Raw genomic sequence first — 19,325 nt, 5'->3', positions numbered from 1 at the left:
CCACAATTTAAATAACTTTTGGTTCGCTTTATGGAAAATAGTATTCTCTCAACAGGCCTTTCAACGACATTATCTGCACAAAGAGCAGGTAATTCAGCCAATCAGCCGCCAGCTCCATCATCAGTGAATGACTCACTCGCGAACGCCTCAACAGGCGCTGCTGAGAGAAACCGTGATCTACCCGCCACCAGCCAAATTCCAGACGTTAACAATCCATCCGAGACGCGTACAAATCGTGTAGATAATACGGTAGAACAGACAGACCCTGCGGTTCAGCAACAACAGATAGAAAACTTTCTGGCTGAACAAACTGGCGCTGATTCAGCATTATTTCAAGGCATCGACATCCAAACAGCACTGGATCTACAAGAGAGCTTGCGCAATCGCCCAGAGCAGACGGAGCAAGCCACAGTCTCATTAGCTCAACAAAACGCGGAACAACCCCTTGATTCTAACGAGCAACAAACACAAGAGCTGCAACAGCGTTTACAAAGCCGACTCGCGGAACAGATTGCAAACGATCCTGGCACAGAGTTTCCCCAATTAATCGAAACCGTTGCTTAAACCCTATAAGTTAACGAAAAGGGCTGTTTTGTTCAGGCTTTTTTCTATTAGATCGAAACTTTCCACTTCCAATACACTCCAATCAGCATCTAACAGCATTTAACGGGTCAGGAAGCACTTGATGAAAATAGCACCAACCTCTATTTATCACTCCCTTCGCTTTCAAATTACCGTTGTTATCGTTCTGTTAATCGGCGTATTACTTATTAATACTCTGTTTTCATTTTATAGTGAGAATCAGCGTCGCCATGATTACGATACATTGCAAAGCTCCGGTACAACGCAGCAGCTTTTTAGCTCTTTGATAAGTCGCAGCAGCCAATATGCAGAAGCGGCTCCTAGGGACTGGGAGACATACTTCCGCGATTTAGGGATGTATGGACAAGATTTAAACAACATCATCTTAAAACTAGATAACACTCTATCAACGCTAACAGACCTACCCGATCTCCAACAGCAATGGAAAATCTACTCCCAAGAAATACACACTGTTCGAGGGGATCTAGCAGAACCTAAATTAGAATCGGTTGCACACTGGGTCGTCGCCCATCAACAAGAGCTTAATGCATTATCTGGACAGATAGATCAACGCATTAAAACGATGCTGGACCAACAATTAAAAACACAAAGACAGATAAATATCGCCCTTTTTACTCTCTCTTTGCTCGTAGGCCTATCAACCCTCTTCGCACTAAATCGACTGTTTAGTCGTCCGCTACAAACCATTTTGTCTCGTCTCCAACATCTTGCCCAAGGTAAGACCGTGTTAGATGAAACGATCGACAGCAGAAATGAGATGGGCACCATCTATTCAGCCATAGACGACTTAGCCCTCAACCTTAATACAACATTTAATCTGACACGCAATGTTAACCAAGCAACCAGCGTTGATAGCGCCTTATGCTTTGTCTATGAAGAGTATCAGCAGCGTCTTCCGATTGATGCTCTATGCCTTATACGTGATAGTAACGACGGCCAATCCCTTCTATTAGAAAGAGTTCATAGCGACAAGAATCTGCAGTTAAAAGAAAACAGTCACTACTCAAAGCAAGTATGTGAGCTCTGTAGCCTATTTGACCTTTCTGAACCCCTTCTTTGGCAGGAAGATCAAGATTGGGATGAGCAACACTCAGAGCTTGCTAAATATCTGCACAATGCAGGGATTAACTCCGCGCTATTTTTTCCATTTAACAATCAAAGTGGTTCTATTTTAGTCTTTGCTAGTACTGTCCCTTCAGCCTTTAATGAAAAACATCTTCGACTATTAAAAAACGCGGGGGGGCAACTACAACACGCATTTGAGAAAACAGAGTTAGTAGAGAGTTTAGTTATCTCGGCTGTTAGTGGTTTATCAAAGCTTGCCGAAAGTCGAGATCCAGAAACAGGCGACCATCTCGCCCGAATGTCTCAGTACTCAATGATTCTCGCTGAAGAGCTTAGCCATGACAGCCCTTACGAATATCTGATTGATAATCGCTACATACGTGACATTCTGCGCTTCTCCCCTATGCATGACATTGGAAAAGTAGGGATCGCGGATAGCATCCTACTGAAACCAGGTAGGCTAACAAGCGAAGAGCGTCATGATATGGAGTTTCACCCAGCCATCGGCGGAGAAGTATTGAAGCGCTGTGAAGAGCAACTTAATGCCAGTGGACACAGCATGTTCGCCACCGGCATCGAAATTGCTGAAGGGCACCATGAAAAATGGGATGGCAGCGGTTATCCACACGGCTGGAAAGAGAAGGAGATCCCTCTTTCAGCACGTATTGTTGCCGTTGCCGATGTGTTTGATGCTTTAACATCAAAACGCCCTTATAAAGAAGCTTGGCCGGTCGAAAAGGCACTTAAACTCTTTGATGAAGAATCAGGCAAGCACTTTGATCCTGAGATCATTAAAGCTTTTCATCGCGCCCTACCGAAAATTTTAGAGATCTATGAACGCCTAAAACATGTGTAAAAACCACAGAGCCCCTCTGTGGTTTTACTCTCTAGCTATAGATTAAATATCAGCCGCTAATCGGGTACCTTGATCAATCGCCCGTTTAGCATCCAGTTCAGATGCCACATCCGCACCACCAATCAAGTGAACAGCTACATTTTTAATCTGTTCAACCAATTCACGGCGAGGCTCCTGCCCTGCACAGACAATCACATTATCAACAGCAAGAGTTTGCGGCTCACCATTAACAAGAAGATGCAGACCCTCATCATCAATTTTCAGGTATTCACAGTTATTTAGCATATTAACGCCTTTCTTAGCTAAATCTGCGCGATGAATCCAACCGGTTGTTTTACCAAGCTGCGCACCCACTTTAGATTTTTTACGCTGTAAGAGATAAACCTCTCTAGCGGCAGGTTCAAAAACTGGGGTCATCTTTTCTACACCTCCACGGGCATCCATCGTCATATCTACGCCCCATTCCTGCATAAACGCGGGGATATTTAAACTCGTAGATTCACCCTGATGAATAAGATACTCAGAAATATCAAACCCAATACCGCCAGCACCAATCACCGCAACCTTTTGCCCAACCTCAGCACCTGACATCACATCAAGATAGTTCAATACTTTCCGGTGCTCTATCCCTTCAATATCAGGTGTACGAGGTGAGATCCCTGTTGCCAGCACAACCTCATCAAATCCTTGCTCCTCAAGCATTTCAGCGTTAACCAAGGTATTCAATTTTAACTCAACACCGGTCAGTTCAACCTGTTTAGAGAAGTACCTCAATGTTTCATAAAATTCCTCTTTACCCGGAATCCGCTTAGCTATATTAAATTGGCCACCTATTTCAGAAGCTGCATCAAACAGGGTTACTTGATGGCCTCGCTTAGCCGCCGTTGTAGAAAATGCTAAACCAGCAGGGCCTGCACCCACCACCGCTATTTTCTTACTATGGGTCGCCGGTGCGATCAACAATTCAGTCTCATGGCACGCCCGAGGATTGACTAAGCAACTCGTTAATTTGCCCGCAAAAATATGATCCAAACAAGCTTGGTTACAACCTATACAGGTATTGATCTGATCTGCCTGATTCTGTTCAGCTTTACGTACAAAATCGGGATCCGCTAAAAATGGCCGTGCCATAGACACCATATCCGCATCACCACGGGCTAAAACCGATTCAGCAACGTCGGGCATATTGATACGGTTGGACGTAATCACAGGCACACTCAGTGCAGCACGCACTTTAGCTGAGGCCCATGTAAAAGCAGCTCGAGGCACTTTAGTCGCAATGGTAGGAATACGCGCCTCATGCCAACCTATACCTGTATTAATAATAGTTGCACCGGCATCTTCGACTGCTTTTCCTAACTGCACAATCTCATCAAAACTACTGCCCCCTTCCACAAGATCTAACATCGATAGGCGGTAGATAATAATAAAATCACTGCCTACCGCTTCACGTACACGACGCACGACCTCTAACGGAAAGCGAATTCTATGCTCATAATCGCCGCCCCAACTATCCTCACGTTTATTAGTGCGACTCGCGATAAACTGATTTAATAGATAGCCTTCAGACCCCATAATCTCAACACCATCATATCCCGCCTCTTTAGCAAGGGTGGCGCATCGAACAAAATCATTGAGCTGCTTTTCAATATCCTCTTCTGATAACTCTTTCGGCGGAAAAGGATTGATAGGTGCCTGCAATGCAGAAGGCGCAACAGGCTGAGGGTTATAAGCATAACGACCTGTATGCAATATCTGCATACAAATCTTACCGCCTGCATCATGAACAGCCTCAGTAACAATTTTATGATGGTCGACATCTTCAGCATTCGCCATTTGAGCAGCATGTCCATGTACTGCCCCCTCTTTATTAGGCCCAATACCGCCCGTCACAATCAATGCAACACCTCCGCGAGCTCGCTCTGCATAAAAAACAGCCATACGCTGGAAACCATTAGGGGCCTCTTCTAGGCCTAAGTGCATGGAACCCATCAGAATTCTATTTTTTAACGTGGTAAAACCTAAATCTAACGGCTGAAACAGGTGGGGGTATTGGGTATGACTCATAACTAAGCTCTCATTTATCTATTTTATTGTTGTTATGCTTTATGTAATGGCGGTGTTATTTTTCTTAGGGGCTCAAACTCAGGTGGCTTACCCGACATTTTCGCGCTAAAGGTTTGCATCATATCCGCTGGCTGAAACATACCTGCTTGCCATGTAGCCATATAGCTTAAGCTATCGGCCAAACTGTGATCACGGGCGTAGTTGATCATCTGCTTACAACCGGTAACAGCTAGTGGAGAGCGTAACGCAATCTCTTCAGCAATCCTGTTAACTCCTTCTAACATCCTCTTCTCATCAGGATAAACACAATTGACTAGGCCTGCGGATTTAGCTTCATCCGCTTTCATTTTTCTTGCGGTATAAGCCAGTTCTCGGGCTAAACCAGGTGCGATTAGCTGAGGCAGGCGTTGTAATGTACCTAAATCTGCCGTCATCCCTAATTCAGTCTCTTTAATCGTAAAAAACGCATCTTCTGTGCAATAACGCATATCGGCAGCACAAACGAGGTCGAGTGCCCCCCCTATGCAACCACCTTGAATAGCGCATAACACAGGGATTCGAATCTCTTCCAATACAGAAAAACACTGCTGCAGTTGAGTCACCAAACGCCTCATCGCTTCAGCTCTACGACCCGCTTCGCCATTAAACATCTGCGGATCAGGCTGGGTAAAAACCTCTAGATCCATTCCCGCACAAAAATGTTTGCCTGTAGACGAAATAATCAGAACTCGGGCTTCACCTTCAGCATCTAATGCCTGAACAGCCTGAGGAAACTCCGACCAAAATGCTCGGTTCATGGAGTTATATGCTTCCGGCCTATTAAGCTTTATCTGTGCTATATGATTCTCAACACTCAACGTGAAGGTTTCGTAACTCATGGGATATCCATTTCTGTTTAATTAAACGGTTTATTGCCTGATTGCACTCACATTAAAAGCATAATCTAGACACTGTCTAGTTCACTAAGATAGTAATCAATTTTGACACTGTCAAGATTGATTGATAAATTGCCCCCATGACTGAGACAAAAAAGCCCTATCACCACGGTGATTTAAGAGAGAAATTATTAAGTGCCGCTACAAATCTAATCGCAGATGGCGGTGTAGATAATCTATCTATTCGCAAATTAGCGGATAAAGTGGGCGTATCCAGAACAGCCCCCTATCATCACTTTAAAGATAAAAACGAGCTGCTCTGCGCTATAGCGGAACAAGGATTTTATCAGCAAGATCAAATTGTTAGAGCTATATCAACACAAAAAACAGATTTACCTGCCGCTGAACTTTTTGAAGAGTACGTACTCACCTATATACGTTTTGCGAATGAAAACAGTGAAACCTACGACTTGATGTATGGACGCGATATATGGAAAGCAGGGCAACCAACAGAATCATTAAAAGCGATCTCAAAAAACTGTTTTAAACTCTGGCTAGAATGGATCACCGTTCTGCAAGCAGAAGGGGTTTTCGAGTCAAACCATCCTCCTTTGCGAATAGCTCAATCAAGTTGGGCTGCTTTACACGGATTATGTCGACTCTTTAATGACGGCGTGTACATCAATCAAGATGATGTAGATGAAATCGCCAAAACAACAGTAGAGATACTGATAAAAAAAACCAGCTAATCATATACAGATAGACATACACTTAATGACACAGATTCAATTTAGTCACGCCAATGGTTTCCCCGGTAGTAGCTACAATTATCTATTTAGCTTACTCCCCGACTACCCCATCAATTATGTTGAAAAGATGGGACATGGCGACTATCCGCTTGATAATGATCTGAAAAATTACGCAGCAGAACTTATTGCAGATATTGAAAAAAATCATAAGGAAGCGGTCGTAGGTATGGGCCATTCTGCAGGTGCGATTGTGACACTCATTGCCGCCTCACTACGTCCTGATCTTTTCAAACATGTTATTTTACTGGACCCTGTTCTTTTCAGTAAACGTAAACGCTATGCGTTAAAACTAGCAAAAAAACTGGGTTTTATCGATAAGATAACCCCCGCAGCACGCGCCAAAAAACGCCGAACCTACTTTAAAGACAGGCCAGCCGCAAAGCTGTATTTTAGCAATAAAGCACTGTTTAAAAAGTTTCACCCACGCTGCTTTGATGACTATATTGAATACGGTTTAGTCGATACAGATCAAGGTGTAGAGCTAAATATATCCCCTGAAGTAGAAGCTGACATTTTCCGTAATGTACTACTTGATGCACCTAAATCTTTAAGACAGGTCAAAGGCACTGTTATTTATGGCGCCAACAGTGACCTTTTCGAAACAAGCGATCGAAAATGGTGGCAACGAAAGTTCCCAAATATGGCGCTAATCAGTTTTGAAGGAGGGCACCTTTTCCCATTTGAAGACCCAGAAGGAACAGCCAACCTATTAAATAAGGTATTAAAGGATCAGTGCTGTTAAGGTTATTTTTCGCCCTAAAACAGCGAACAAGCCCAGCCCTACACGTAAAAATATGGAGTCAACTAAGATGAAAACGATTTTTATCACTACCCTGCTCATGATATTTAGTACCAGCTATGCCGTAGCCAACAGCAGTGAAGTTACCCATGTAGACGTGCGAAAAACAGGAGGAAATTACAATTTCTCTGTCACAATAAAACATGCTGATACGGGCTGGGATCATTATGCAAACAAATGGGAAGTTGTGGGCGATAAAGGTGAAGTTTATGGTACTCGGATACTCCACCACCCTCACGTAAATGAGCAACCATTTACACGCAGCCTGTCTAACGTAAAGATCCCTGCTGGAATTAAATCAGTCATTATTCGCAGTTACGATTCAGTACATGGCTTAGGCGAGAAAGAGTTCCGAGTAGAACTCCCCTAGAACAACCTCAATAGCGTATAATTATCTAAAAACGATAATGCTGATCGCTTATGTCTGAACAAAAAACATTCTTCTCTACTGCTGATGTTGCTATTGTTGCGGAAAAGATTCGTGACGCAAGCCATGAGTATGAAGCCCTATTTACGCACTTAGGCACGCAGATCTATTCGGTCATTGAACCGCTTGAAAACCCATCAGATAAAGTGGACCTCACCCTACAATATATTGCTGACGCCGAAATCGCTTTTGAAAAAAGCTTCCCTACTAATCAGACGATCGCTTGCCATAAAGGCTGCCATCACTGCTGCTACTTCCCTATTCAAACATCACAGCAAGTAGTCAATGATATTGTCGATTATATTCATCACCACTTTAGCGACGATAAGATTCAACAACTAAAAGCCAAACTCATAGACGATATCGCATCACGGCAACCACCCCTATACCGCGCGGCTTGTCCTTTTCTTGATGAAAATAATGCATGTTCTATCTATTCTAAACGTCCCTTGGCCTGTCGCTGGTTTAGCTCACCCGATGCCCAGAACTGCGAAAAATCCGTCAAAGATGGCCGAAATATTGATCAACATCCGGTGAAATCTCGTATTTATCAAGCCGCAAATACCGCCCTATTGGCTGATCAGAAAAGATTAACCGATTCAGATCAACAGCTTGCATTCACCCCTTCCATATTAGCTGCGTTATAATTTTTACTAGTCCCTCCCCATGACGAGCAGCGATCTTTACACTACACTGCCCTATATATTTTGATTAAACACTCGCTGTTCAAAGGATGCGCAGATTATGCAGTTTCAGGACTACCTTACGATTTTGTCCAAACGAGACGGATCAGATCTCTACTTAACCACTGGAGCACCACCTTGTGCAAAGTTCGAAGGTAAGCTGACTCCTCTGAGTAAAGAAGCTTATAAACCGGGTGAAGTTGAACTCATCGCACGCGAATTAATGGATGAGCAACAGCAAGCGGTATTTGAAGATGAGCTAGAGATGAACTTAGCCTACTCCATTCCTAAAGTGGGCCGTTTCCGTATCAATATTTTCCGCCAGCGAAACCAATACTCCATTGTCGCCCGAAATATTAAAACCGACATTCCAAAAATGAGTGACTTAGGGCTGCCTAATGTTCTTAAAGATATCATTATGGAAAAACGTGGGCTGGTATTATTTGTTGGTGCTACAGGTTCAGGTAAATCTACATCTTTAGCCGCCTTGATAGACCACCGCAACCGTAACAGTGGCGGCCATATCATTACCATTGAAGACCCTATAGAGTTTGTTCACAACCATAGAAAATCGTTGATCAACCAACGCGAAGTGGGCGTAGACACACGTAATTTTCACAACGCCCTGAAGAACGCACTCAGACAAGCACCGGATGTTATCTTAATCGGTGAGATTCGCGACCAAGAGACGATGGAACAGTGTTTAACTTATGCTGAAACCGGCCATTTAGCTATATCAACACTGCATGCTAACAATGCTAACCAAGCGATAGATCGTATTATTAACTTCTTCCCTCAAGCGCGTCATAAACAGATATTTCACGACTTAGCGCTTAACCTTAAAGCCATTATTTCCCAGCGCCTCATCCCCACAAAAGAGGGTAAACGCTGTGCCGCAATTGAAGTGATGCTAGGCACATCAACGATCCAAGAACTGATTATGAAGGGTGATATCAAAGAGATTAAAGAGGTGATGTCCTCATCCTCTGAAGCTACAGGGATGCAAACCTTTGATGATTCACTTTATAAGCTTTATAAACAAGAGATAATCACCGAAGAACAGGCCCTGCTCAACTCCGACTCAGCAAACGATATGCGTTTAAAAATGAACCTTGCTGTTGAGGAAGGTGATGATGAAAAAGAAGACACACCACAAGACGAAACATTTGACGAAGAGAATCCGCTCGCAGGAATAAGACTGCTAGATGAGGGCGAAGAGGTCTAAAGTAACAACGAAAAAAGCCCCATCCAATGGATGGGGCAAACAAAGCTATAGAGCAGGGTTGAAAATATACGAATGAAGTCTGAGCCTATAAACGCTCAATTACTGTTGAGATACCTTGTCCCATACCTATACACATAGTCGCTAAGCCTAATGTGCCGTCTTGTTGCTCAAGCACATTCATTAAGGTATTAGTGATACGCGTACCAGAACAACCTAACGGATGCCCTAACGCAATCGCGCCGCCTTTAAGGTTTACTTTCTCTTCCATCTTATCGAGTAGTTTCAACCCTTTAAGAACGGACAAACCTTGCGCCGCAAACGCTTCGTTCAACTCAACATAATCAATATCATCAATGGTAAGACCAGCACGCTTCAAGGCTTTCTGTGTTGCCGGTACGGGGCCATAACCCATAATTGAAGGATCACAACCGGCTACGGCCATACTAACAATACGTGCCCGCGGTTTAAGTCCTAAGGCTTCAGCTTTAGCGGCTGACATCACCAACATCGCTGATGCGCCATCAGAGAAAGCCGAGGAGGTACCCGCAGTCACTGTACCCACTTTAGGTACAAAGACAGGTTTAAGCGCTGCCAACGTTTCTACTGTCGTTTCTGGGCGAATAACTTCATCAGCCTCAAGTAGAGATTTAAAGCCATTCTCATCATGTCCTTCGACGGCCACAATCTCGCTATCCCACATACCATCAAGATGAGCTTGATGGGCTAAACGGTGTGAACGCGCCGCAAATTCATCTTGCATCTCGCGGCTAATACCGTTCATTTTACCCAGCATCTCTGCTGTAACGCCCATCATCATTGCCGCTTTGGCAACTTGCTTAGACATTTGAGGGTTAATATCCACGCCGTGCATAATAGAGACATGCCCCATATGCTCTACACCACCAGCAATAAAGACATCGCCATTACCGGTCATAATGTTCTGAGCAACCGCATGCAACGCCGCCATAGAGGAACCACATAAACGGTTGATCGTTTGCCCTGCAACGGTATGGGGAATACCCGCTAATACCGCCGCGTTACGCGCAATATTAAAACCTTGTTCTTTTGTTTGGTTAACACAACCCCACATCACATCTTCGATATCAGCCGGATTTAATGCATCGTTACGCTCAAGAAGTGCCGTCATCATCGCTGCAGATAATGCCTCTGCACGTACATTACGGAAAGATCCATTTTTTGACTTACCCATTGGGGTACGCACACCGTCAACGATGACTACGTCATTTGGTTTCAAGTTCATTGTCTTACCCCTTAACCTTTAACTTCAGAAAAGTATTTATCGCCAGCGGCGGCCATCTGTTTCATTTTTTCAGTCGGCTGATACAGCGGACCTAAGGCTTCATATTTTTTAGCCATCTCACAGAAACCGGCTAAGCCGATCTGATCAAGGTAATGAAGCGCGCCACCTCGGAAAGGAGGGAAACCTATACCATAAACAAGTCCCATATCAGCTTCTGCTGGGCTTGCCACTATGCCATCTTCCAAACAACGAACCGTTTCAATACAAAGCGGAATCATCATACGTTCAACGATCTCTTCATCACTAAACTCGCGTGTTTCAGAGCTAATACCCGCTAAAAGCGCCGGCACTTCATCATCTACTAACTTCTTAGGCTTACCTTTTCTATCGAGTTCATAGCGATAGAAACCTTTGTTATTTTTCTGGCCAAAACGTTCCAGCTTAAACATGCGATCAATCGCATTTTCACCTTCATGCTGCATACGATCTGGGAAGCCTGCCGCCATAACCGCATCGGCATGATGGGCCGTATCTATACCCACAACATCTAACAGATAAGCAGGGCCCATTGGCCAACCAAAACGCTCCATCACCCGATCTACTTGTTGGAAATCGGCACCATCAGAAATTAAAGCGCTGAAACCACCAAAGTATGGGAAAAGAATACGGTTAACTAAGAAGCCTGGGCAGTCATTAACAACAATAGGAGTTTTACCCATCGCTTTTGCATAAGCGACTGTGCGTGCCACTGCCTCTTCCGAGGTTTTCTCTCCACGGATAACCTCAACTAAAGGCATCAAATGAACAGGGTTAAAGAAGTGCATACCGCAGAAGTTCTCAGGCTTTTTCAACGCAGTAGCTAGATCAGTAATAGAGATCGTTGAGGTATTAGAGGTCAATACCGCTCCTTCAGGTAGATGCCCTTCTACTTCAGCCAAAACCGCTTTCTTCACATTTGGATTTTCTACAACCGCTTCAACTACAAGATCTACGTTAGAGAAATCACCGTAATTCAAGGTTGGTCTAATGCTGTTAAGCACTTGAGCCATTTTAGTGGTGTCCATACGGCCACGAGTGACTTGCTTATTCAGCAGTTTAGTCGCTTCATCTAGACCTAACTGCAAAGCAGCCTCATTGATATCTTTCATCAAAATAGGCGTGCCTTTAGAGGCCGATTGATAAGCAACACCACCACCCATAATACCAGCGCCTAGCACCGCTGCCTGTTTCACTGGCTCGGCTTTGCTTTCAAAACCTTTGCTGACTTTCTTGATATATTGGTCTTTCATAAATAGACCAACAAGCGCCGCACATACTTCCGTTTGAGCAACTTTGACAAAGCCTTTAGCTTCTATTTCTATGGCTTTATCTCGTGGAAGGTTGGCATGCTTTTGAATCGTTTTTAGTACCGCCATTGGCGCTGGGTAGTGCGGACCAGCCTTAGCACCAATCACACCTTTAGCCGACTCAAATGCCATCATCTGTTCAATTTGATTTAACTTGATAGGATTGATTTTCTCATCACGTCGCGCTTGATAATCAAATTTTCCTGCAATACAGCCTTTCAATAGATCTAATGCAGCGTCTTTAACCCGTGAAGTTTCAACAACCGCATCTACCGCACCATCAGTTAGCGCCGCCTTAGCACGTTTTTCACTACCGCCACAGATCCACTCATTAGCATTATCAACACCAATCAAGCGAGGTAAACGAACAGTACCGCCCCAACCTGGATAGATGCCCAATTTAACTTCAGGTAGACCGACCTTAGCCTTGTCGCCCAGCACACGGTAATCGGTGGCTAAACAAAGCTCAAAACCGCCACCTAGAGCTAAACCATTGATCGCCGCAACCGTAGGAACGGACAGGTCCTCAATCTGATTGAATAAACCGTGAATATCTAACAAACCTTGAACCAACTCATCTTCATCGGATGAGAAAAAGCCCATAAATTCCGTGATATCAGCACCGACAATAAAACTATCTTTGGCACTGGAGAAAATCACGCCACGTAGGCCATCAACACCTGAAAGTGTATCAATTGCCGTGCGTAATTCAGCTAATGTACTCTGATCGAGTTTGTTGATTGAATCGCCTTGACGATCAAACACTAGATCGTAGATTCCGTCTTCAATCGACTTTACTTGAATCGCTTGCCCTTCGAAAAGCATCTAAGTTGCTCCGTATTTTTTATTATTAAGCCCTGCGGTTTACGCCAGAGCTGTTTAAAATTAAGTAAAAGCGTTAAAGCTTGCCTTCAAGTTCAGGCACTGCCTCAAACAGATCAGCCACAAGGCCATAATCTGCCACCTGAAAAATAGGTGCTTCTTCATCTTTATTGATAGCGACAATAATTTTTGAATCTTTCATACCCGCTAGATGCTGAATAGCACCAGAGATACCGACAGCGATATATAGATCCGGCGCAACCATTTTCCCGGTCTGACCCACCTGCATATCATTAGGTACAAAGCCTGCATCCACCGCTGCTCGCGAGGCACCAACTGCAGCGCCTAACTTATCCGCTACCTTATTAAGTAACTCAAAGTTTTCGCCATTACCCATACCACGACCACCGGAAATAACGATCGATGCGGCAGTCAACTCTGGGCGTTCACTCTCAGCAATCTCTTCATTAACAAAACGAGAGGTTCCTGCATCACAAACGTCTGATAAGTTCACAACCTCTGCGCTACCACCCGTCCCTTCAACAGGGTCAAATGCGGTACCACGAACCGTCATCACTTTAATTGCATCCGCAGACTTAACCGTTGCTATCGCATTACCCGCATAGATTGGACGCTTAAATGTATCCGCTGACTCAATCGCCATAACATCTGAAAGCTGATTAACATCCAGCAACGCAGCCACACGCGGCAGCACGTTCTTAGCTGTTGTTGTGGACGACCCTAAAATATGGCTATAACTCGCCGCTAAACCCTGCACCAACTTACTCACATTCTCCGCAAGCTGATGCTCATAGGCGTCATTATCAGCCACCAATACCTGTGCAACAGCCGGAATTTGAGCAGCTGCATCCGCAACGGACTGACAACCACTACCCGCAACAAGAAGATGAATATCTCCACCAATCGCTTGCGCAGCACTTAGCGTATTCAGTGTGACTGGCTTTAATTCATTATTATCATGTTCTGCAATGACTAGAATGGTCATAACATTCACCCCTATATCACTTTTGCTTCGTTGCGTAATTTTTCCACCAGCTCATCAACTGAACTCACCTTGATACCCGCTTGACGTTCTGCCGGCGGCTCAACACTTAAAAGTGTTAAATTGCTCGATACAGCAACACCTAACTCATCAGGGGTCAGTAGATCTAAAGGCTTGCGCTTAGCTTTCATAATATTAGGCAGGGAGGCATAACGGGGTTCATTAAGACGAAGATCCGTGGTCACAATCGCAGGCATCTGTAATTCAACCGTTTGCAGACCACCATCGATCTCGCGTGTTACCTGTACTTTGTCACCATCCACGGCAACCTTAGACGCAAAGGTACCCTGCGGACGATCCAGCAATGCTGCCAGCATTTGGCCCGTTTGGTTATTATCAGAGTCAATCGCTTGCTTGCCCAAAATAACCATACCAGGCGCTTCTTTTTCCACGACCTTCGCTAACAATTTAGCAACAGACAAAGAATCTGGCGCATCCTCAGTATCAACACGAATACCACGGTCAGCACCTAAAGCTAATGCGGTACGAATCTGTTCTTCGCAGCTTTTACTACCAATAGAGACAACAACAACTTCGTCAGCCACGCCGGCTTCTTTTAAACGAACGGCTTCTTCTATAGCTATTTCACAGAAAGGATTTAAAGCCATTTTGACATTAGCTAGATCAACATCGCTATTATCGGCTTTAACACGTACTTTGACGTTGTAGTCAATTACACGTTTTACGGCAACCAGTACTTTCATAACCGCCTCTTCTCATTGTTATTCGGCTTTCAGGGCTTTTTAAAAAATGCGCCCTGTAAAGGTTTAGGTTTAGGTATAGCTAAATACTAGTACCTATGCCGAATTCAACAATAACAAAAAGCAGCGACTTCACTGACAAAAATTACCATTAGGCATCAAAAGCCCATTAAATAAGCCTTACAGAGGAGATGTTTTGCAAACAAATACGATCACAAATAACTTACAAACTGTCATTTAAGGGCAAGCAGGCTCTATTAAAGGCAACATAAGAAAGCAGCCACTTCCAGATTGCCGTTTTCAACCGAACCCCCTTTTGTAGGAGCCCAGCCCCCCAGGCGAAAGAACCCCGGAACGAACCCGCAATAAAACTAACCCCTCGGCCAGACACCCGTTCCGAGCATAAAGGCCGGCCTACTACAAACAACGAAGGTCAGAACCTTATTACTCGTATTCGTTAAACTGTAGTAGATTCACATCGATAAGCTGAGAAGAAACAGCAAAAAAAGTACCTAACTTTTCACATAACGTCTGCATCGAAGATGCTTTAAAAGTAGCCCTATTTCAAAACTAAGCGTTTCGCTACCTATATAGACATGGTCTATAGCAAGGTATCTGTCAGGCTGACCCATCCAGTAGATCAAAGAATAAAAGTCGAGCGCTTTTCATGGTAGCGTATACTAAGAAAATCAATCGGACTGCCATTATTTGATGCGTTGAACATAGGGCTCATATGAATTCTTTAATTTCGTTAGACCGTCTCCGATTTCTATTCAACCGTTTTAGTGAAAGGCTATGGGTGCGCCCATTGGCGGTCTGCTTTTTATCCATTGCAGCGGTCTTTGCAGCGAAATTTATAGATGGCTCCGCTGTGGCGAATCAAATGCCTTCTATTGCTCAAGATTCGGTTGAAACTTTACTTTCACTGCTCGCATCCAGCATGTTGGTAATCGCCACCTTTTCGGTGGGTTCGATGGTATCGGCATACGCCGCTGCCAGCAGCTCCGCTACCCCTCGCGCTTTCTCTTTAGTGGTTGCTGATGACGTATCCCAGAATGCTCTTTCAACCTTTGTTGGGGCATTTATTTTTAGTGTGGTTGCTCTAACTGCAGTAAAAAATGCATTCTATAACGAGGCCGGCTTATTCATCCTTTTTGTGCTTACCGCCATTGTGTTCGCAGTAGTGATTCTGACTTTTGTCCGCTGGGTCGATAATATCGCGCGGCTGGGACGGGTGGGATCGACCATTGAAAAAGTTGAAAAGGCAACGGAAAACGCTTTTATTAGACGACGAGATAAACCTAGGCTGGGTGGCATATCAATATCAGATATTACCAGCGAAGGAGTAGATGTTTTCTCACCAACGATTGGTTATGTGCAGCATATTGATATGGCTGCCCTTCAGGATTGGGCACAACGTGTTGATGCACATATCGTAGTATCAGCATTACCCGGAACACTCACTACAGCCGATAAACCTCTAGCGTCGGTGCATATGTCATCATCTGCGTTGTCCAACGTAGATTGCACGGGCCTTATTAAATCATTCCACATTGGCAACGACCGTACGTTTGAAGATGATCCTCGGTTTGGCTTAGTCACGTTATCAGAAATTGCAGCGCGTGCTTTATCTCCTGCCGTCAACGATCCAGGAACAGCGATAAAGGTAACGGGGTCGCTGGTACGTTTAATTTCGCTCATTGATCAACCCGAGCAACCCGAGCAACCAGAAAGCAAACCTAAATATGACCGCGTAGCCGTTCCAGAGGTTGCCTTGCAGGATATGTTCGATGATGCTTTTACGGCTATAGCACGCGATGGTGCGGGTATCATAGAGGTATGTATTCGTTTACAAAAAGCGCTGGCCTCTCTTGAGTCCCTTAACAACAAGGAAATAAAAAAAGCGGCCCAATATCACCGACGTTTAGCCCTGAAACGGGCATGTAATGTACTTGATATAGAAGAGGATTTAATCGCTATTAAAAAAGCCGCACGCGAAGATAAGTCGATGTGACATTCAGATATGGATTAAGACAGAGCAGGCCTAACAGATGACAGTTATACTCACTTTTTTTACAACCTTAGCCTGTATAGTGACGCTACTTCCCTTTTCACGGCACCCCCACTGGGCCATCAGGGGAATGGACTTTCCTCGCCTACAATTTGCTATTTTTATAGCGGTTTTATTGATAGCCAATTTTGTTTTTTTTAATAAACAATCCCCATTAACCTGGTTTGTAATCTCAATAACTGCACTTTGCTTGGCCTGGCAGTTATGGTGGATATTACCTTATACACGTTTATGGCCCCATGAAGTAAAAGAGACTAAGGAGAGCAACCCTGATAAGCAAATCAGTATTATGACGGCTAATGTTCTAACGCCTAACCGAAAGGTAGATAAGCTCATTCAGTTAGTTCAAACGCATAAACCCGATGTGCTTGTAACACTCGAGTCTGATCAGTGGTGGGAAGATCAACTCAAGGTAGTGGAAACGGATATGCCGCACAGCATAAAATGCCCACTGGATAACCTTTACGGCATGCATGTGTTTTCAAGGTTGCCCTTAAGTAACCAAGAAATAGCTTACTTGGTCGAGAAAGAGGTTCCGTCCATACACACCACCTTAACTTTAGACTCAGGTGATAAAGTCCGCATGCACTTTATGCATCCTGCCCCTCCTAGCCCTACCGAAAATCCACAATCAGCAGAACGGGATGCTGAATTAATCATTGTGGCTAAAAGTGTTGCTAAAAGTAATCAACCTATCATCGTAACAGGGGATCTTAATGACGTGGCTTGGTCTGCGACAACCCGTCTATTCCGTAAAATAAGCGGTCTGTTAGATCCGCGAGTCGGTCGCGGTATGCTAAACACGTTTCATGCGGACTTTCCTTTTCTACGTTGGCCTTTAGATCATCTATTTCATAGCCAGCACTTTACCCTAAACTCCATTAAGCGTTTACCGCCAATCGGTTCTGATCATTTTGCTTTACTAACTAAATTAACGCTCTCGCCTACAGTAGGGGCTGACCAAGCGGGGTTAGATTCTAATGCGTCTGATCACAACTGGGCAAAAGAAATAACCGAAAACCAAGGAGCAAGCACAACGGATGTTCCACAAGTAGGCGAATAATAAATAGGGGAAGCCAACGACAATATACCTTCTATACCATACCTAATTTAACGAACCTGCCACTTCAAGCTCAGGCCTTATCCTTTTGTTAAAAAATAACAATTTGTCCACAAAAGTGAGCTATCTTGTTCGATAACTTTAGATATTTAAAAGCAGAGTACTGGTTATTATTAACAGCGTAGCAACGAAAACACAGAAAAATAATATAATAACAAGCAAGACCTCCCTTTAGGCGCTCACCCTTTGCCCAATGAGAATAAAAGCGAAAGGCTGACGCACCTAAGCCTGACCCTATAAATCGTTTAGGATTTAAAAATTACCTTTTCGTGCAAAGCTATTGTTTCTCTACAATATTTGTATGGATATACAATATATTTTTAGCCTTACACTATTTATGCTGGTTTACAGCGCTTCTTATCCAAAATGATGCTTGTATTGCAGCCATGCTTAAGTTAAAAATAGTTATAAATCAGACAGATGGATGTCTGGCATGGGTAGATACACGGACCCCCGTATATCAATTGTTAATGCGCATGCTCGTTTTGTCACGGAAGAGTTCGATTTAATTCTTTAGTTTCTCCTTCCTTTTCAAATAATTACATCTATTTTTAATCAATAGCGGTGTGGATAGATACACGGACCCCCGTATATACAAATGTTATATTTCTAGAAGACTATATGAGTGAGCCTAAAGATATTTATAAATTTCGGATGATGAGTATCAATTCTTTATCCTCCATATCTTCAAGTAAGATTTGGTTTTCATCTAAGAAAAATTTAAATGACCCATTTGAAGGGTACATGAACGTGGTTGCTCCTAAAAATGAAGGAGAGAAAGTCGCTCAATATATAGATCTAGGAAAAAGTATTGTTCAAAAACAATCAGGTTTAGCTCCAGCTCAAGTGGAGCGAGTAATAATGGAGCGGTACTTATCAAGCCCAGTTGAATTTATGGACTTCGTTGAAAGTAGTATTTCTGAGCATGAGAGAAGCTTAATTGAATACCAAGAGAAGCTCGGTATATTTTCTACCTCTTCGGACATACCTGGAAACCTACAGACACAAGTGGCTAATATGCTCATGTGGTCACACTATGGAGATGAGTTCAAAGGGTTTTGTATTAAATACGATCACCGTAAGCTTTACGAATCATTACAACAACTTAATTCAGGGGTAAAGTTTGCGTGGTGTAAAGTTAATTATATAAAAACGCCACATTCTGTAAGTTTCTTAGATAGCCTAAGCGATGATACGTTAGATTTTTTGAAGAGTATTCAGTACAAACACGAGCAATGGGGGTACGAATGTGAAATACGTGTTGTTGCTAACGAAACTGGGTTGTTCAGTTATTCTCCTGAGGCTATTACTGGCGTATATATTGGTGAGAAAATGCCCGAGGAACAAAAAGAATTATTGATTACGGTTGTTTCGAAGACATTACCTAACTGTGACATTTTTAGCGTTAGTATGGCCAAAAATACGACTGAATATGCAATTCAAATCAACAAAATATAATCGGGTAGCCGAGGGTCTCTAACCCTCAGCCCCCACAACACCCTGCATGCGGATCCGCACAGGGCGTTTCACTG

At 43.7% G+C, this 19,325-nt stretch carries 16 protein-coding genes; 10 read left to right on the top strand and 6 right to left on the bottom strand.

Annotated features, from left to right (window positions below; translation table 11 throughout):
* Positions 1-30: 30 nt before the first annotated feature.
* Both Q4492_RS15095 and Q4492_RS15090 read left to right on the top strand, forming a co-directional pair.
* Entirely contained in the window at positions 31-564 is a 534-nt protein-coding gene (locus Q4492_RS15095; protein WP_303419680.1) for a hypothetical protein, read from the top strand.
* A gap of 121 nt (positions 565-685) precedes the next feature.
* Positions 686-2,524 carry an HD domain-containing phosphohydrolase gene (locus tag Q4492_RS15090; protein WP_303419678.1) on the top strand — a complete coding sequence of 613 codons (1,839 nt, stop codon included), beginning with the start codon at positions 686-688 and terminating at the stop codon, positions 2,522-2,524.
* Between the two features lie 42 nt (positions 2,525-2,566).
* Here Q4492_RS15090 and Q4492_RS15085 read toward each other — a convergent pair whose 3' ends face one another.
* Together Q4492_RS15085 and Q4492_RS15080 are read right to left on the bottom strand one after the other, a co-directional pair.
* Entirely contained in the window at positions 2,567-4,591 is a 2,025-nt protein-coding gene (locus tag Q4492_RS15085; RefSeq protein WP_303419676.1) for an NADPH-dependent 2,4-dienoyl-CoA reductase, read from the bottom strand.
* A gap of 32 nt (positions 4,592-4,623) precedes the next feature.
* Positions 4,624-5,469 carry a crotonase/enoyl-CoA hydratase family protein gene (locus Q4492_RS15080; RefSeq protein ID WP_303419674.1) on the bottom strand — a complete coding sequence of 282 codons (846 nt, stop codon included), beginning with the start codon at positions 5,467-5,469 and terminating at the stop codon, positions 4,624-4,626.
* A gap of 137 nt (positions 5,470-5,606) precedes the next feature.
* Here Q4492_RS15080 and Q4492_RS15075 point away from each other — a divergent pair, with 137 nt between their 5' ends.
* The 5 genes from Q4492_RS15075 (at position 5,607) to Q4492_RS15055 (ending at position 9,409) form a co-directional block, all read left to right on the top strand.
* Complete coding sequence (locus Q4492_RS15075; RefSeq protein ID WP_303419672.1) at positions 5,607-6,215, top strand: TetR/AcrR family transcriptional regulator; 609 nt, start codon at positions 5,607-5,609, stop codon at positions 6,213-6,215.
* 25 nt (positions 6,216-6,240) lie between these two features.
* Positions 6,241-7,017: an alpha/beta fold hydrolase gene (locus Q4492_RS15070; protein WP_303419671.1), complete on the top strand. Its 777-nt coding sequence runs from the start codon at positions 6,241-6,243 to the stop codon at positions 7,015-7,017.
* A 67-nt stretch (positions 7,018-7,084) separates the two neighbouring features.
* On the top strand, positions 7,085-7,444 hold the full coding sequence (locus Q4492_RS15065) for a hypothetical protein (RefSeq protein WP_303419670.1): 360 nt from the start codon (positions 7,085-7,087) through the stop codon (positions 7,442-7,444).
* A gap of 50 nt (positions 7,445-7,494) precedes the next feature.
* Entirely contained in the window at positions 7,495-8,148 is a 654-nt protein-coding gene (locus Q4492_RS15060; protein WP_303419669.1) for a YkgJ family cysteine cluster protein, read from the top strand.
* Between the two features lie 97 nt (positions 8,149-8,245).
* Positions 8,246-9,409, top strand: a complete 1,164-nt coding sequence (locus Q4492_RS15055) for a PilT/PilU family type 4a pilus ATPase (protein ID WP_303419668.1) — start codon at positions 8,246-8,248, stop codon at positions 9,407-9,409.
* A gap of 85 nt (positions 9,410-9,494) precedes the next feature.
* Here Q4492_RS15055 and fadA read toward each other — a convergent pair whose 3' ends face one another.
* From fadA to Q4492_RS15035, 4 genes are all read right to left on the bottom strand, one after another.
* Positions 9,495-10,670 carry an acetyl-CoA C-acyltransferase FadA gene (gene fadA / locus Q4492_RS15050; RefSeq protein WP_067865711.1) on the bottom strand — a complete coding sequence of 392 codons (1,176 nt, stop codon included), beginning with the start codon at positions 10,668-10,670 and terminating at the stop codon, positions 9,495-9,497.
* An 11-nt stretch (positions 10,671-10,681) separates the two neighbouring features.
* Positions 10,682-12,841 carry a fatty acid oxidation complex subunit alpha FadB gene (gene fadB, locus Q4492_RS15045; protein WP_067865708.1) on the bottom strand — a complete coding sequence of 720 codons (2,160 nt, stop codon included), beginning with the start codon at positions 12,839-12,841 and terminating at the stop codon, positions 10,682-10,684.
* Between the two features lie 73 nt (positions 12,842-12,914).
* Positions 12,915-13,844: an electron transfer flavoprotein subunit alpha/FixB family protein gene (locus Q4492_RS15040; RefSeq protein ID WP_303419664.1), complete on the bottom strand. Its 930-nt coding sequence runs from the start codon at positions 13,842-13,844 to the stop codon at positions 12,915-12,917.
* 11 nt (positions 13,845-13,855) lie between these two features.
* The gene (locus Q4492_RS15035) at positions 13,856-14,605 is read right to left on the bottom strand and encodes an electron transfer flavoprotein subunit beta/FixA family protein (RefSeq protein WP_067865703.1); all 750 of its coding nucleotides are present in this window, start codon (positions 14,603-14,605) and stop codon (positions 13,856-13,858) included.
* A 730-nt stretch (positions 14,606-15,335) separates the two neighbouring features.
* On the opposite strand from Q4492_RS15035, the gene Q4492_RS15030 reads away from it, so the two are divergent.
* The 3 genes from Q4492_RS15030 (at position 15,336) to Q4492_RS15020 (ending at position 19,251) form a co-directional block, all read left to right on the top strand.
* On the top strand, positions 15,336-16,616 hold the full coding sequence (locus Q4492_RS15030) for a DUF2254 domain-containing protein (protein WP_303419662.1): 1,281 nt from the start codon (positions 15,336-15,338) through the stop codon (positions 16,614-16,616).
* Between the two features lie 247 nt (positions 16,617-16,863).
* On the top strand, positions 16,864-17,736 hold the full coding sequence (locus Q4492_RS15025) for an endonuclease/exonuclease/phosphatase family protein (protein WP_303419660.1): 873 nt from the start codon (positions 16,864-16,866) through the stop codon (positions 17,734-17,736).
* A gap of 678 nt (positions 17,737-18,414) precedes the next feature.
* Positions 18,415-19,251 (top strand): DUF2971 domain-containing protein, encoded by an 837-nt coding sequence (locus Q4492_RS15020; RefSeq protein WP_303419658.1) that lies wholly within the window; start codon positions 18,415-18,417, stop codon positions 19,249-19,251.
* The last annotated feature ends 74 nt before the right edge of the window (positions 19,252-19,325 follow it).

The sequence above is a fragment of the Neptuniibacter sp. 1_MG-2023 genome (assembly GCF_030547185.1).
Lineage (GTDB): Bacteria > Pseudomonadota > Gammaproteobacteria > Pseudomonadales > Balneatricaceae > Neptuniibacter.
Note: the sequence above shows the minus strand (reverse complement) of the source record. Positions and strands in the feature narration are given on the sequence as shown.

Coding starts and splice junctions, on each gene's coding strand:
- Q4492_RS15065 (WP_303419670.1), top strand. CDS start 7,085: ATGAAAACGATTTTTATCACTACCCTGCTCATGATATTTAGTACCAGC.
- fadB (WP_067865708.1), bottom strand. CDS start 12,841: ATGCTTTTCGAAGGGCAAGCGATTCAAGTAAAGTCGATTGAAGACGGA.
- Q4492_RS15095 (WP_303419680.1), top strand. CDS start 31: ATGGAAAATAGTATTCTCTCAACAGGCCTTTCAACGACATTATCTGCA.
- Q4492_RS15035 (WP_067865703.1), bottom strand. CDS start 14,605: ATGAAAGTACTGGTTGCCGTAAAACGTGTAATTGACTACAACGTCAAA.
- Q4492_RS15055 (WP_303419668.1), top strand. CDS start 8,246: ATGCAGTTTCAGGACTACCTTACGATTTTGTCCAAACGAGACGGATCA.
- Q4492_RS15075 (WP_303419672.1), top strand. CDS start 5,607: ATGACTGAGACAAAAAAGCCCTATCACCACGGTGATTTAAGAGAGAAA.
- Q4492_RS15090 (WP_303419678.1), top strand. CDS start 686: ATGAAAATAGCACCAACCTCTATTTATCACTCCCTTCGCTTTCAAATT.
- Q4492_RS15070 (WP_303419671.1), top strand. CDS start 6,241: ATGACACAGATTCAATTTAGTCACGCCAATGGTTTCCCCGGTAGTAGC.
- Q4492_RS15020 (WP_303419658.1), top strand. CDS start 18,415: ATGAGTGAGCCTAAAGATATTTATAAATTTCGGATGATGAGTATCAAT.
- fadA (WP_067865711.1), bottom strand. CDS start 10,670: ATGAACTTGAAACCAAATGACGTAGTCATCGTTGACGGTGTGCGTACC.
- Q4492_RS15030 (WP_303419662.1), top strand. CDS start 15,336: ATGAATTCTTTAATTTCGTTAGACCGTCTCCGATTTCTATTCAACCGT.
- Q4492_RS15080 (WP_303419674.1), bottom strand. CDS start 5,469: ATGAGTTACGAAACCTTCACGTTGAGTGTTGAGAATCATATAGCACAG.
- Q4492_RS15085 (WP_303419676.1), bottom strand. CDS start 4,591: ATGAGTCATACCCAATACCCCCACCTGTTTCAGCCGTTAGATTTAGGT.
- Q4492_RS15060 (WP_303419669.1), top strand. CDS start 7,495: ATGTCTGAACAAAAAACATTCTTCTCTACTGCTGATGTTGCTATTGTT.
- Q4492_RS15040 (WP_303419664.1), bottom strand. CDS start 13,844: ATGACCATTCTAGTCATTGCAGAACATGATAATAATGAATTAAAGCCA.